The organism is Pseudomonas sp. Marseille-Q8238 (assembly GCF_965111915.1).
Window position 1 is genome coordinate 255,396 of sequence record NZ_CBCOPI010000001.1, and the last position, 13,208, is coordinate 268,603.

Here is a 13,208-nt window from a genome sequence, read left to right on the forward strand (position 1 = left end):
TGGGACGAAGAGTCATGAGAGGTAAGCCTGAGCGTCCCAAGAATACCCCGATCTTCAGTAATCCGTCCCCTATTGTTTGCTAATCACTCCGACCCCTTTGGCCTCGCTTTGGCCCCTAGATATACCTAAGAAAGGTTGATAAGTATGATTGTCGGAGATCCTAATTGTTTTGCGATTTTGGTGGAAAAGGTAGATATATGGACTGCTGAAGACTCCTATGTCAATGGTATATTCCATTACATTATCGGGGGGTATTTCTTACCGGAAATGGTAGGTGTAGCTACCTTGAGTGGGGATATATTCTGTTTGTCTGATGATAATGCCTTGGTAGCTTTTCCGGAAAGTCGAGATCTTTTCTTTATGCCCAAGGAGGAGGCATTTAAATTTATGTTGTCTTCGATGCTGCCATCTATTCTCGAGCCGGGGAAAGATGTTGACGATAACTTCGAGGAGGATTTTCAATATCAGGCATCGACTTATAATATCGAAAATGGCGGCTCTTATGTTTTTGCGGTTTCCTTGGGGGAGCAGGTAAGAATCTTGGGAGCAAAAGTAAATTACTTATTGTTTGATGATTCTGGTAATGGGCGTTGGGAGGTAGTTGATTCTATAGTGGTGCATGAGGTGCTTGTGAATAAAGATACGGTCCGTGAAATAGTCAATTCCACTAGAAAGTTTGTGCTCCAGCTAAAGTAAGCGGAGTTATGGGGTCGGTTGCGATTATCCAATGGCAGAAATCATGATCTGTCCGCTCCCAATCCTTCAGTTTCTTACGCTTCCTGCTCCGGCCAATACGCCTTCTTGCTTTCGAATTGCACGATCCCCTTCGCCCCCAATCTGAGGCGCCAGCGCTGGGCGCTTTCTTGAGGTTGGCCGGGCTCGGTGTGGACCAGCAGTAGGTTGTAGTCGTGCTGCTTCTCGATCGGCAGGGCTTGGATGGAGCCGAAGGGGTCTTTCTCGTCTGCGCAGACGAAGAGCTTGTCGTGGCTGGCCTGGATCATCGCGCACAGCTGTTCGCAGTCGAGGGTCAGGCGTTCGCGAATTTCGTCTTTTTCCAGGGCGCCCTTGTCGAGGTTGAGCACGGTTCGATAGCAGATGATGTGGCGCTCTTCGTTGGTGGCCCAGTTGCCGGAGCGTTCACGCACTACTGCTGGCAGGTCGGGCAGCTTGCGGTAGTCCACCCAGACCACTTGCTGGGCCAGCTGCTTTTTCGTGTAAGGCATGAACAGGCGGATTTTCCAACGCGGTTTGCCCTTGCGCAGCATGCGGGTCAGCTTGCTGATCATGTCGTCACGCAGCAGGTCGCGGATGGCGTAGATCAGGGCAATGCCGAGCAGCAGGGTGAGTGACAGTTTCTGGCTGGCATCCCGCACGTTGAACAGGAAGTAGGTAAACAGCGACATGATCAACATGGTCGAGGCCGCCTTGACCAGCTTCTGGGTGCCAGACCCTAGCGCGGTGAGTTTGGCCCGTAACAGCACCGGGTATTCCAGCAACCGGTGATAGAGATTCATGCGGTTCCAGATGCGTGTCGGGGTGCCTTGGAAGTCGCTCTGGTATTGCTGCTCCTTGCGGTATTTCTGTTCCTGGCGCAGGAATTCGATGACCGATTGCTTGAGCTCTTCATCGACCTCGGCGAACGCTTCCAGGGTCATGCTCTCCAGAAAGAACTGCTCGGCATGCCAGGAGAAATAGATGTCCATCTGCCGGAAGTAGCGTTGCTGTTTGCTCTGCTTGGGTGCCGAGTTGCGCAGGCGCTGGGCGAAGTTCTGGCTGAGGCGCAGGGCGCGGGCGAGCGTTTCCGCCGTGGCGGGCGGGCTCTGCAGTTGCTGACGTAAACGGCCCATGGAGGCCTGGTACTGGAAGAACCAGGAGCCGAACTTGATTTCGTAGTGCGGTGACAACAGCGAGAACGAAGAATCCGCTTTGGTCGCACGGTCTTTGTCGGGCAAGCCCATGAGGCCGAAGTTGTGGTTGAGGATGTTGAAGAAGAAGTGTTCTTCGGCGATGGGCCAGGCGGAGAAGTTGCTTTCGTGCGGGGTGAACAGGTACAGCTCGACCTTGTGCCGTCCCGGCTTTTTCAATGTGCGGGTCAGTTGCAGACGATAATCGCCTTTGCGTTTTAGTGAGAACACGGGGCCCCCTTTGGCGTTGTCTGCGTTGAGGATACCAAGCTTTGCCTGGCAGGGCCGGTTGGTGGGGAGCACCGGGCGACGTTGAGGGGCGATCTGTTTGTCAGTGCAACGGACCGTTTTGCTGGACGTGGCAGTTCGCTCGGTGAGCTGGCGGCGAAGGAGGCTGTTGCCTCCCTCTCCTGAATCTAGCGATGGTCCAGCGCATAGCGCCGGCAATGTTCCAGATAGCCTTGTTCATGGCTGCCCACCAATTGCACCACGCTGCGCCACAGCCAGGAGGGTGCATCGAGGGTCTTGGAGCGATTGAGTTGGAGTTCGTCGATCCAGGCTTGGCGCGTGGACGAGTCCATCTGCCGGGCATGGGCGCTGCCGACGACGCGGGCCAGGTAGCCGGCCGCCAGGATCGCATCGCTGGTGCCGAAACCGTCCAGTTCGAGCTTCATGTCCTGGGGCAGCAATTCGCGAATGAATACGCCCTGGTCAAGGAAGCGTGTGGCCAGCATGCGCTCCCCCAGGGCAGGAGACAGGTGACGGGCCCCCTCGACCACGCGCCGGGCATTGTCCCGGGGCATGGTGGCGCGGGGGGCGCGAGGCGCTGCGGCTGCGACGGCCTGTTTGATGTCGATCAGGCAGTAGTCTTCCTCCTGCTCATCGCCCACCCCAAGCAGCACCGCATAGCGCAGCAGACCGAGGGAGCTGCAACCCTTGACCCAATACGCCGCGTCCAGCAGGCGCACGTTGGCTTCTTTCGGCCGGCCGCGTAGCTGGGTGACCAGATTGTGCAGTTCTTCGCTGGCGCACAGTGCCTTGATGGCTTTGCGTTCCTCGCTCGACAGCGGCCAGAAGCGCTTGCCGAGGGGAATCTCCGGGCGTGGGTCGTCGATCCGCTCGCGGGCCAGGTGTTTCCAGGTGCGGCGCACGGCGACGCGCATGCTGGCCTTGACCTGGCTGGGGCGCTCGGGCATCTCGTCGCTCTCATCCAGCAAGGCTTGCTCATAGCCTTGCATCATTTCTTCGAGCATCAGTGCATTGGTCACGCCGGGCAGGTCGGAGCCGCGTGCCGCCGTCGTCAGGGACAGGGCCAGCCGCACCAGGTCATGGGCGGGATTGCCGATCACACACTGGTCAAGGTCGCGGATATGGATGGCGATGTTGCCGTCGGCATCCGCTGTTGGCCCGAGGTTGCCGGCATGGCAGTCGCCGCAGATCCACACCCTTGGCCCTTGGGGCAGGCGGCGACCATTCTGGCTGTGCAGCCAGTCGTAGAACTGCACGGTGCTGCCACGCACATAGGCATGGGCGGAGCGGGCCATTTTCTGATTACGCAGGTCGGTGAGGAGCTTGTTACGCGCGCTGGGGCGAGGCAGTTTCATCGGGTGCACTCCGTTGCGGGATGGTGATGCAGATCAGGGTGATGCAGGTTTTGAGTGGCCTTGTGCTAGTAGGTTGCAGGAAAAAATGCTGGGCGCCGCTCGTCGAGGTGAGGGGTATTCTTCCTCGCTGTTTGCTTCCCGTTGTCTGGCCTGGGCTGGGTAGCGAAGTCAGCGTTGCTGACCATGGCGACAGAATCTGCGCCAATGGGTAATGTACGGGGCTTGGCGAGGCCTTTGGCTCGCTGTTTTCCTTCGTTTGCCGGGCGCCGTTGAGTCCGGCCTGTCAGGAGTTGTCATGTTCGGCCCGCTCGTTACCTTCCCGGCCCTGTATACCGCCACGTTGCTGATGCTGGCGGGGTCCGGTCTGTTCAGCACCTACATGGGGTTGCGCCTGACCGAGGAGGGCGTCGGCGACTTCTGGGTCGGCGGGTTGATGGCCGCCTACTACTTCGGCCTGGTGTGCGGGGGCAAGGTCGGCCACAGGCTGATCGCCAGCGTCGGGCATATCCGTTCCTATGTGGCCTGCGCCGGCCTGGCCACGGTGATCGTGCTGCTGCATGTGCTGGTGGAGCAATTGGAGGTCTGGCTGTTGCTGCGCTTCGTGATGGGCGCGGTGATGATGAACCAGTACATGGTCATCGAGAGCTGGCTCAACGAGCAGTCGGAAAACCACATGCGCGGCAAGGTGTTCGCCGGCTACATGGTGGCGGTGGATCTGGGCCTGGTAGTGGGCCAGGGGCTGCTGGCTCTGAGCCCGACCCTGGACTACAAGCCGCTGTTGCTGGTGGCGATCTGTTTTGCCTCGTGCCTGATTCCGTTGGCGGTGACCCGTCGTGTGCACCCGGCCAAGCTGGTGGCGGCGCCGCTGGAGATCGGCTTTTTCTGGAAGCGCGTGCCGCAGGCGATGGGCACCATCTTCGTCGCCGGCTTGATGGTCGGGGCCTTCTACGGCCTGGCGCCGGTGTATGCCAGCCGCAGCGGGCTGGATACCTCGCAGGCCAGTATGTTCGTCGGCATGTGCATCGTGGCTGGCTTCTGTGCGCAGTGGCCGCTTGGCTGGCTGTCGGACCGCGTGGACCGCAGTTGGCTGATTCGCGGCAACGCCATTCTCCTGTGCCTGGCGGCGATCCCCATGTGGGGCCTGTTCGATCTGCCGTACGGGCTGTTGCTGGTCAACGGCTTCGTCACCGGCATGCTGCTGTTCACCCTCTATCCGCTGGCGGTGGCGCTGGGCAACGACCATGTCGAACAGCCGCGGCGGGTGGCGTTGTCGGCCATGCTGCTGACCACCTATGGCGTGGGGGCCTGTATCGGGCCGCTGTTCGCCGGGGTGCTGATGCACAACTTCGGCCCGGGCATGTTTTACGTGCTGGTGTCGGTCTATGCGCTGGTGCTGATCTTCTGGGTGCAGCCGAAGCGGGTGACCGGCTTGCACCGCGTCGACGAGGCACCACTGAGCCACGTGCCGATGCCGGATACGGTCAGCCCCATGGCCGCCGCGCTCGATCCGCGTGTGGAGGAGGTGCCGGAGGAGCTGGTGGTGGAAGCCCCGGCGGACATTGGCCGCTCCGATGGTGCGCCTGATCCGAAGAAGTAGGGCGTTGCTGAAGGGCGATAGCCCGTCGGGTTTGGGGGATTTTTCAGTGGTGCGCATGGCGCACCCTACGCCAGTGAGGGCTGAAAGCGCTAAGGGCTGGCACGGAGACAGGGTTCGCCGACCCACCTTGGCCTCGCATGGTGGGTCGGTGAAAGCCCGACCCACCCTACAGACGCGGACCGTAGGGTCGCCTGTTGACAGCTCAGTGCGCCGGCACCAGATGCAGAGTACTGCGGGTATTGGCGCGTACGTCTTCTTCACTGTAGTGCTGCGGCAGGTACTGGCCCTCGATATACGCCTCGGCCTGGTCGGCGTAGTGGCGGTCGAAGGGCACGCCGCTCTGGCCGACCGGGTTGATACCGAGGCTGTGCTCGGGGTCGGCGAGGTCGATCAGGCGCCGTGTCGAGGGGCCGTAGACCACTTGCCAGGGCGCTGGGCCGATCCGGTGCGAGAGGTTGTTGGGCACTTCGTGGCCACCGGGTGCGGCGAACGGGCCGACGTTGAACAGTTTGTCCAATGGCTTGGCCTGGCCGAGCGGATGGCCGTGGGTGAGCAGGTGCGCACGGCTCCAGGCCCAGGTAGCGGGGTCATCACCGAGGGTGGCCCGCAGGTGCGCCAGGGTGGCTTGCCAGGCTTTCTTCACGATGTCGGCGCGGTTTTCCGTGGCCTCGGTGTTGCGGTCGTCCCACCAGGGCGAAGCGGCGTCGGCGGTCAGGCGCGGCAGGGCGCTGTCGAGCACGCGGGTGTACAGCAGGTTGTCGAAGAAGGCATCGCCCAGCTCGTCGCGCAGTGCGGCATCGGTCAGTTGATAGGTGAGCTGGTTGAACAGGGTGGCGGCCACCGAGTCGAGGTTATGGTCGCCGTTCCAGGTGGCCAATTGCTCGACCAGCGCTCGTTCGTTGTCGTCCGCTGCGGCATTGCGCAGGTCGGCGAGCAGGGGTTGCAGCAGGCGGGCGGGGTAGCCGGTGCCGGTCTCCAGTTGCAGCGCCTGGCTGTTGTGCAGGTCCCACTTCACGTCGGCCTGGCTGAGGCGATCATTCAGGCGCTGGCCGCGATCCGCCAGGTTGTAGTAGCCGGGAATCGCCGCGCCGCTGGCGGCCAACGGCTGGTAGTTGGCCGAGATGATATAGCCGCGTGCAGGGTTCTCTTCCTGCGGGTTGGCGGTAAACGGCAGGAAGCCGGACTTGTCCGCTTCATGGCTGCTGCCGTCGAGGATGAACGCCGGATTCACACCGGCCGGCCGTTGTGGCAGTTTGGCCGCCGCCCACCAGCCGATATCGCCGACGGCGTTGGCCCAGACCACGTTGAGGCCCGGAGCGTGGATCTTTTCGGCGGCGCTGCGCGCCTTGTCCAGGGTGTCGGCGCGGTTGAGCTGGTAGAAGGCATCGAGCACCGGGTTCTCGGTTTCGAGGAATGCCCACCACATGGCGATGGGCGTCTTGCCGGCGTTGGCGCCGAGGGCGTCGTTGATGATCGGCCCGTGTGGCGAGCGGCGCAGGGTCAGTGTGATCGGTTCGCCGCCCTTGACCTGAATGGTCTCCTCGCGGCTCTGCAGGTCGACCCATTGCCCATTGATCTGTACCTGGTTGGGGTTGTCCGGGTTGACCTTCTCGGCGATCAGGTCGAGGTCGTCGTTCTGGAACATGGTCAGGCTCCAGGCGAACTGCCGGTTGTGCCCGAGCGAAGCATAGGGGTTGAGCGCCTGGTGGTGGCCGTACAGCTCGAAGTCCGGCGTGCTCAATTGCGCCTCGTACCACACCGCCGGCACGGCGAAACGGATGTGCGGGTCGCCAGCCAGCAGCGGTTTGCCGCTGCGTGTGTGGCGACCGGCGATGGCCCAGGCGTTGCTGCCCTCGAACTGGGGCAGGCCGGCGTCGACCAGCGCCTGCTGGCTGAGGCGGGCGATGCTGTTGAGGGCCTGCCAGTCTTCGGCGGCCAGCGGTGGCGGATCGATCACGCCGTCCGGGTGCCAGCCGAGGTCGAAGATTTTCAGGTAGTCGGCGCCGAGCTGGTCGCGGATATGCGTCAGCACGGGCTCGGTACGAAAGGCGGCGGCAAAGCTGTAGGCCATGTAGCCGGCAACGCTGAGGGTGTCTTCGACAGTGAAGGGGCGCTTCTCGATCCCCAGCAGGTCGAACTCCAGCGGGGCCGGGCGGGTGTCCTGGTACTGGTTGACGCCATCCAGGTAGGCCTGCAGCGCCTGGACTGCCGGGCTGTTCAGGTCGACCTGCTGGGCATAGCGGTCGGCATGTTCGCGGATGCCCAGGGTACGAAACAGCCGGTCGCTGTCGACCAGCTTGGTGCCCAGTATCTCGGCCAGCTCGCCGCGCGCCAGGCGGCGCAGCATCTCCATCTGGAACAGCCGGTCCTGGGCGTGCACGAAGCCCAGGGCACGGTACATGTCGGTCTGGTTCTGCGCCTGGATATGCGGCACGCCGCGCTCGTCGTAACGCACGCTGACAGCGGCCTGCAGGTTGGCCAGGGCCAGTTCACCGTCGCGTTGCGGCTGCTTGCCGTGCAGGTACCAGGCGGCACCACCAGCGATGGCTGCAACGGCGATGGCCAGGACGGTCAGACTGCGTTTCATGGGCACTCCTTTTTATTGATTCTTGTAATGCCCGGATTGTCCGGCCTGAGCAAGCGCTTGGGCATTGACCCGATGCATCAGGACTGTAAGTCTTCGGTCAATTCCGTGGAGCGCACATGATTCCTGTTGTTGATCCCCCTGCTTATGAACCCTTGCCCGATGAGTCGCGGCTGACCCACTCCGCCACCCTGCGCCGCTTGCTGTATGAAGCCCTGGCCGGGCTGGGGCTGGACCCGGGTGACGTGTACCGGCGCGTCTACCAGCATCGGCGGGTGGCAGTGCCGAGCCAGGACAATCGGCTGGACCACGACAACGCACCGCTGTTCTGGCAGGCACTGCCGGAGATCACCGGTGACCCCGATGTCGGCCTGCACCTGGGCGAGGTCATGCCGCCGCGCCTGCTTGATGTGGTCGGCTACCTGCTGCTGGCCAGTCGTGACCTGCGCCAGGCGCTGGAGAGTTTCGTGCGCTTTCAGCACATTCTCTCCGGTGGCCTGGTGGCGCAGTTGCGGGTCGAGGGTGAGCAGGCGTGCCTGGTGATCGATATCAACTACCTGGGCGTGGCGTCGTTGCGTCAGCAGATGGAGTGCGTGGCGCTGCTGTTCAGCAAATTGCTGGCCCTGGTCACCGATGGCGAGTTCCACCTCAGCGGCCTGCATTTTCGCCATGCGCAGCCGCGCCAGCTGGCCGAGCATAAACGGCTGTTCGGCCTGCAACCGCTGTTCGACCAGGCGCATGACGCCCTGCTGTTTCCCGCCGCCTTGCTGCAGCGGCCTTCGCGTACCGCCAACCTGGAGCTGCATGCGCTGCTCAGCGACTACGCCCAGCGTCAGCTCGATGGCCTGGAGGAAAACCAGTTGCTGGGGCGCCTGCGCTATCTGCTCGGGGTACGCCTGGCATCTGGTGATTGCTCGTTGGCGGCCTGTGCGCGCGAGCTGGGATTGTCGACGAGCGCCTTGCAACGTGCATTGGCAGCGCAGGGCAGCAGCTTGCGTCAGGTGCGCGAGGTGGTGCGCCAGGGCCGGGCACTGGAACTGCTGCGCGGCGGGGCGTCGGTGCTGGAGGTGGCGCGGGGTTGCGGCTTTGCCGAGTTGTCGCCGTTCTACCGGGCGTTTCGTCGTTGGCATGGCGATACGCCGGAGCGTTATCGCGCGCGATTGGAGGCGGATGGGCGGGCCTGAAACGTCCAGGCTCAGGGCAGGCAGTCGCACACCCTACGGGGCATGAAAAAGGCCGGATGACTTGCATCATCCGGCCTTTTTACGGTGTCGCAGGCAGCCTTAGTTGCGCGGCAGCGGCGGCAGGTCGGATTGGGCTTCGACGGCTTCGACCAGGCCGAAGAAGTCGTTGTCCGGCTTCTGCTGGGCATAGGCTTCGAAGTACTCGGCAACCAGCGCGGCCAGTGGCATGTGCGTGCCGCTGTTCTGCCCGGCCTGGTTGACCAGGCCCATGTCCTTGCGCATCTGCGCCGCGGAGAACGCCGGGGCGAAGTCGCGAGAGGCGAGCAGATCGAGCTTGTACTTGATCAGCGGCGAGGCGATGACGCTGTTGCCCATTACGTCGAGCATCACTTTCCAGTCCAGCCCCCCTTTGCGCCCCAGGGACAGGGCTTCGGCCATCAATGCGGCGGAGGAACCCACCAGGTGGTTGATCGCCAGCTTCAGGTAGCGGGCCTGGTGCTCGCCGCCGACATAGTGGCGGGTGGCGGCGAAGCTGCTCAGCAGTGTTTCCAGCTGCTGGTAGGCCTCGGCCGGGCCGGAGGCGAACACGGTCAGCACGCCTTTGCGGGCCAGTTCGGTGCTGCCCGAAACCGGCGCGCAGATATAGGCCACGCCGCGTTGTCGGGCCAGCTCGCCAGCGGCCACGGAGGCTTCTGGCGAGACGGTGCTCATGTCCATGTAGGTCGCGCCGGGTGCCAGGTTGGCCAGCACGTCTTCGCTGACGCTCTTCAGCACGCGGTCGTCGGGCACGATGGAGATGACCACCGTGCTCGCGGCGGCCAACTCGGCGATCGAGGCGCAGGCGATGGCGCCCTTGGCCACGAGTGCCTGGACCGGCTGCGGATTCAGGTCATAGACGCGCAGGCTGTAGCCTTTGGCGAGCAGGTGCTCGGCCATCGGCTCGCCCATCTTGCCCAGGCCGATCCAGCCGATGGCGGTGGTGGCAGCGGTCATACCAGCACCATGCCGCCGTCGATTGCGATGATCTGGCCGGTCATGTAGTCGGAGTCGGCCGAGGCCAGGAACAGCGCGGTGCCGGCGATATCGTCAGGCTGCGCAGGGCGGCCGAGCAGGATGTTTTGCGAGAAGGCATCCATGGCTTCGCCTTCTTTCTGGCTGGCGCCCATTTTCATCAGGTCCTGGTCCAGCTGCTTCCACAGCGGGGTGGCGACCACGCCTGGGGCGAAGCCGTTGACGGTGATGCCTTTGGCGGCCAGGGCACGGGCACCGGCCTGGATCAGGGCGACCACGGCAAACTTGCTGGCGCTGTAGGGGGCGAAGTCGGCATAGCCTTCACGGCCGGCGATGGACGAGGTGTTGATGATTTTGCCTGGAGTGCCCTGGGCGATCATCTGCTTGGCGGCTTCCTGGGTGCCGATCAGAACGCCGAGGCTGTTGACGTTCATGATCAGGTTCCAGTTGCTCTCGGTCACGTCCAGGAACGGCATCGGCACGTTGAGGCCGGCGTTGTTGAAGTAGCTGTCCAGGCGACCGAAGCGCTCGACGAAGGTGGCGATACCGGCTTGTACGGTTTCGCGCTTGGTGACGTCGACCTGCAGGGCGATGGCTTGGCCACCGTTGCTTTCGATGTGCTTGGCGGCAGCTTGTGCAGCGTCAAGATTGAGGTCGGCAATACCCACGGCGGCGCCTTCACGGGCCAGGCGCTCGGCGATGGCCAGGCCGATGCCTTGTGCGCTGCCGGTGATGATGATGTTCTTGTTTGCCAGTCTCATGGTTAGACCCTTGTAGTTGTAGTGGACTGCCCCGAACCGTAACAAAGCAGGTTTGCCAGAACCAACGCGCAGAGGAAAAACAGTTTTACGCTGCTGAAATGATGAACCCAGCCGTTTCGCGGCGCTGTTGTTTTCCTCTGAGCGGAATAATGATTTTCAAACTGGGCATTTATCCCACGGTTATGAACGGATAGCGTGGATTACAAGGTTCAGGCCTGCCCGTTGTGCAGGCCTGATGTGTGTCGTTAGACAAGCCTAAATCAGGCGCTGACGCAGGTATCCAGTGATCGAGCACCGCTCATTCTGCCACTGCTGGTCTGCCCGTCGTCTGATTCTGTCAGGCACCGCCTTGCGCGGCTGAACATCATCGCCAGTGGCCTCGGGCTGTTGGCCGTTTGTACCGAAATCCGCAAATGTCTCTACAAAAAGCACAATAGGAGAATCACCCATGCTGCAACGCAAACTCCCCAACGCTCTTGCGAAGCTGACTGCCTCTGCCCGGATGATGGCCTTCGCCGGTGCCGTGGCGGGCGCGTCGATGTTTGGCTTCAGCCAGCAGGCCATGGCCGAGGCCACTACGGCCAAAGGCGCAAAAGTGATCTTCCTCTCGGTGAGTGAAGAGTGCGAATACTGCGCCCGTGCCCAGCGTTCCTTCCGCCAGGCAGCGGAGCAGGAAGGTCTCAAGCTGTCGGTCAAGGTCAACAACTACGACCCGGCCGAGCAGGCTTCCCAGGTTGACCAGGCGATTGCGGAAAAGCCCGATGCCATCGTGGTATGGCCGGCTGACGCCAGCGCAATCATCCCGTCGCTGCGCAAGATCAAGAGCGCCAACATCCCGCTGGTGATCATGAACTCCCTGCCGGACCAGAAGTTTTCCAAGTTCTGGGATGCCTACACCGGTCCGGACGACAAGGGCATGGGTGTTTCCGCTGGCCAGGCCATGGTCAAGGGCTTCCAGGAGAAGGGGCTTGATACCGGCTCGATCTTCCTGATCGTTGGCGTGCCAGGCACGCCGCCGCAAATCCGTCGTGAAGAAGGCTTCCGCGAAGAGCTGGCCCGTGCCGGCGTGAAGATCGAAATCCTCGGCAGCCAGCCGGGTAACTGGGACCAGACCAAAGCCACCGATGCTGCGGCTTCCCTGTTCACCCAGTACGGCAGCAAGGTCAAAGGCGTTTATGCCCAAGCCGACAACATGATGGCCGGCGTTATCGTCGCGGCCAAGCGTGCCGGTATCGACCCGGCCAGCCTGGTGCTGGTAGGCGGTAACTGCAGCATCGAAGGCGTGAATGCCATCGAAGCTGGCACTCAGTACGCCTCGGTTCTGCAATCGCCGATCGAAGACGGCCAGTACGCGGTCAAGGCTCTGGTCGACCTGCTCGACGGCAAGAACCCGGAGTCCGTGCGCTTCCTGCCGCAGTTCGTGGTGACCAAGGACAACATCAAAGAGTGCTACAGCGCCGTAGGTCGCTGAGTTCGGATGGTGTGTCGGAGCGGGTTGCTGCCTGCTTCGACGAGTCCAACGCAGAAGGGCAGATCCGCAAGGGTCTGCCCTTTTTGCATAGGGGCGCTAGGAGCTGTTGACGTTGCGATAGGGGCGGCCGGTTCGAGGTACAAGCGGACACCGCAATTGGTGGGCTGAAGCCCACCCTACGCGGGGGTATGACTCTGTAGGGTGGGCTTCAGCCCACCAACTGGCGTGTCATGAACTCAACAATCCAGCCTCCGCAACTGCCTCAAAGGCGCCTGTTCTAAGTGTTATATGGGGCGCTCCGGGTTAAGCGAAACGACACCAGCCCTAAGGACTCAGGCGTAGTGGCTGTCATCCAGCAGCATGTCTTCGAAGAAGGCGCCGAAGCGTCTTTGCGGATCGCGGATATGCACCTCCAGGATCCAGCGCATCGCCGACGGCACGGCCTCGAAATCGGCCAGGGAACCGGTGTGCAAGGTGGCGTGGGGGAAGTCGGAGACACGGTGGCCGGGCAGGTCGGCATTCAGTTCCCAGCCCATGGCCGTGGCGAGCCGTTCGGCGTGGGCATACAGTGCGCGACCGGTGACGCGGTCACGGCTCCAGATCGCCCGCAGCTCATGGAACAGTGCTTCGGCGTCACGTGCGCAGCGGCTGTATTGCGCATGCTGGCCAACCACGAAGGTCGCACCGCCATCACCTTCCCAGGCATTCACCCGCGGGGCCAGGTCGATGAAGAAGATGTCGTTGTCCTGCAGCACCACGCCGTGCTCGGAGGTCTGTTTCATGGCCTTGATGGTGTTGTGCCCGAAGCGCACGCGTGTCGGGTGCCAGCTCAGCGCGAGGCCTGCATCGAGCAGGGTCTGCTTGGCCATGGCCACGGCGTCTTCTTCGACCATGCCGGGGACGACACGGGCGGCGATATCCCCAATCGCCTGACGGGTTTTCTGGCGGGCGAGCAGCATGCCGTCTTCGGAAAAAGCAGGGCCGACGGCTTCTGCTGGCAGAGGGGCGAGGGTGTGCATGGGTAATGGCTCCGGCGGAGAGCGCGAACGAATGCGCGCGGGTCGCGGACCATTATCGGGAAGGGGTTCTGGC

Annotated in this window: 10 protein-coding genes; 4 read left to right on the forward strand and 6 right to left on the reverse strand. The window is 62.5% G+C overall.

Annotation, left to right across the window (positions count from 1 at the left end; translation table 11 throughout):
* The first annotated feature begins 144 nt into the window (after nt 1–144).
* Entirely contained in the window at nt 145–696 is a 552-nt protein-coding gene (locus ACWPW0_RS01105; protein ID WP_454254161.1) for an immunity 42 family protein, read from the forward strand.
* A 74-nt stretch (nt 697–770) separates the two neighbouring features.
* On the opposite strand, the gene ACWPW0_RS01110 is transcribed toward ACWPW0_RS01105, so the two are convergent.
* Both ACWPW0_RS01110 and ACWPW0_RS01115 read right to left on the reverse strand, forming a co-directional pair.
* Nucleotides 771–2,135 carry a hypothetical protein gene (locus ACWPW0_RS01110; protein WP_454254162.1) on the reverse strand — a complete coding sequence of 455 codons (1,365 nt, stop codon included), beginning with the start codon at nt 2,133–2,135 and terminating at the stop codon, nt 771–773.
* A 185-nt stretch (nt 2,136–2,320) separates the two neighbouring features.
* Nucleotides 2,321–3,508 carry a DUF2252 family protein gene (locus ACWPW0_RS01115; RefSeq protein WP_454254163.1) on the reverse strand — a complete coding sequence of 396 codons (1,188 nt, stop codon included), beginning with the start codon at nt 3,506–3,508 and terminating at the stop codon, nt 2,321–2,323.
* 295 nt (nt 3,509–3,803) lie between these two features.
* Here ACWPW0_RS01115 and ACWPW0_RS01120 point away from each other — a divergent pair, with 295 nt between their 5' ends.
* Complete coding sequence (locus ACWPW0_RS01120) at nt 3,804–5,105, forward strand: MFS transporter (RefSeq protein WP_447588190.1); 1,302 nt, start codon at nt 3,804–3,806, stop codon at nt 5,103–5,105.
* A gap of 202 nt (nt 5,106–5,307) precedes the next feature.
* Here ACWPW0_RS01120 and ACWPW0_RS01125 read toward each other — a convergent pair whose 3' ends face one another.
* Nucleotides 5,308–7,692 (reverse strand): penicillin acylase family protein, encoded by a 2,385-nt coding sequence (locus ACWPW0_RS01125; protein ID WP_454254164.1) that lies wholly within the window; start codon nt 7,690–7,692, stop codon nt 5,308–5,310.
* A 116-nt stretch (nt 7,693–7,808) separates the two neighbouring features.
* Here ACWPW0_RS01125 and ACWPW0_RS01130 point away from each other — a divergent pair, with 116 nt between their 5' ends.
* On the forward strand, nt 7,809–8,873 hold the full coding sequence (locus ACWPW0_RS01130; protein WP_454254165.1) for an AraC family transcriptional regulator: 1,065 nt from the start codon (nt 7,809–7,811) through the stop codon (nt 8,871–8,873).
* Between the two features lie 99 nt (nt 8,874–8,972).
* On the opposite strand, the gene ACWPW0_RS01135 is transcribed toward ACWPW0_RS01130, so the two are convergent.
* Together ACWPW0_RS01135 and ACWPW0_RS01140 are read right to left on the reverse strand one after the other, a co-directional pair.
* Nucleotides 8,973–9,866 (reverse strand): NAD(P)-dependent oxidoreductase, encoded by an 894-nt coding sequence (locus ACWPW0_RS01135; RefSeq protein WP_454254166.1) that lies wholly within the window; start codon nt 9,864–9,866, stop codon nt 8,973–8,975.
* A complete protein-coding gene (locus ACWPW0_RS01140) occupies nt 9,863–10,645 on the reverse strand; it encodes an SDR family NAD(P)-dependent oxidoreductase (RefSeq protein WP_447588197.1) in 783 nt (260 codons plus the stop codon). The genes ACWPW0_RS01135 and ACWPW0_RS01140 overlap by 4 nt, the downstream gene beginning before the upstream one ends.
* Nucleotides 10,646–11,093: 448 nt before the next feature.
* Here ACWPW0_RS01140 and ACWPW0_RS01145 point away from each other — a divergent pair, with 448 nt between their 5' ends.
* A complete protein-coding gene (locus ACWPW0_RS01145; RefSeq protein ID WP_447588199.1) occupies nt 11,094–12,116 on the forward strand; it encodes a sugar ABC transporter substrate-binding protein in 1,023 nt (340 codons plus the stop codon).
* 332 nt (nt 12,117–12,448) lie between these two features.
* On the opposite strand, the gene ACWPW0_RS01150 is transcribed toward ACWPW0_RS01145, so the two are convergent.
* Nucleotides 12,449–13,135 carry a M24 family metallopeptidase gene (locus ACWPW0_RS01150; protein WP_454254167.1) on the reverse strand — a complete coding sequence of 229 codons (687 nt, stop codon included), beginning with the start codon at nt 13,133–13,135 and terminating at the stop codon, nt 12,449–12,451.
* Nucleotides 13,136–13,208 lie beyond the last annotated feature (73 nt).

Bases quoted from the DNA above. Each gene is read 5' to 3' on its own strand.
- ACWPW0_RS01105 (WP_454254161.1), top strand. From the start codon at position 145: ATGATTGTCGGAGATCCTAATTGTTTTGCGATTTTGGTGGAAAAGGTA.
- ACWPW0_RS01115 (WP_454254163.1), bottom strand. From the start codon at position 3,508: ATGAAACTGCCTCGCCCCAGCGCGCGTAACAAGCTCCTCACCGACCTG.
- ACWPW0_RS01120 (WP_447588190.1), top strand. From the start codon at position 3,804: ATGTTCGGCCCGCTCGTTACCTTCCCGGCCCTGTATACCGCCACGTTG.
- ACWPW0_RS01125 (WP_454254164.1), bottom strand. From the start codon at position 7,692: ATGAAACGCAGTCTGACCGTCCTGGCCATCGCCGTTGCAGCCATCGCT.
- ACWPW0_RS01130 (WP_454254165.1), top strand. From the start codon at position 7,809: ATGATTCCTGTTGTTGATCCCCCTGCTTATGAACCCTTGCCCGATGAG.
- ACWPW0_RS01135 (WP_454254166.1), bottom strand. From the start codon at position 9,866: ATGACCGCTGCCACCACCGCCATCGGCTGGATCGGCCTGGGCAAGATG.
- ACWPW0_RS01140 (WP_447588197.1), bottom strand. From the start codon at position 10,645: ATGAGACTGGCAAACAAGAACATCATCATCACCGGCAGCGCACAAGGC.
- ACWPW0_RS01145 (WP_447588199.1), top strand. From the start codon at position 11,094: ATGCTGCAACGCAAACTCCCCAACGCTCTTGCGAAGCTGACTGCCTCT.
- ACWPW0_RS01150 (WP_454254167.1), bottom strand. From the start codon at position 13,135: ATGCACACCCTCGCCCCTCTGCCAGCAGAAGCCGTCGGCCCTGCTTTT.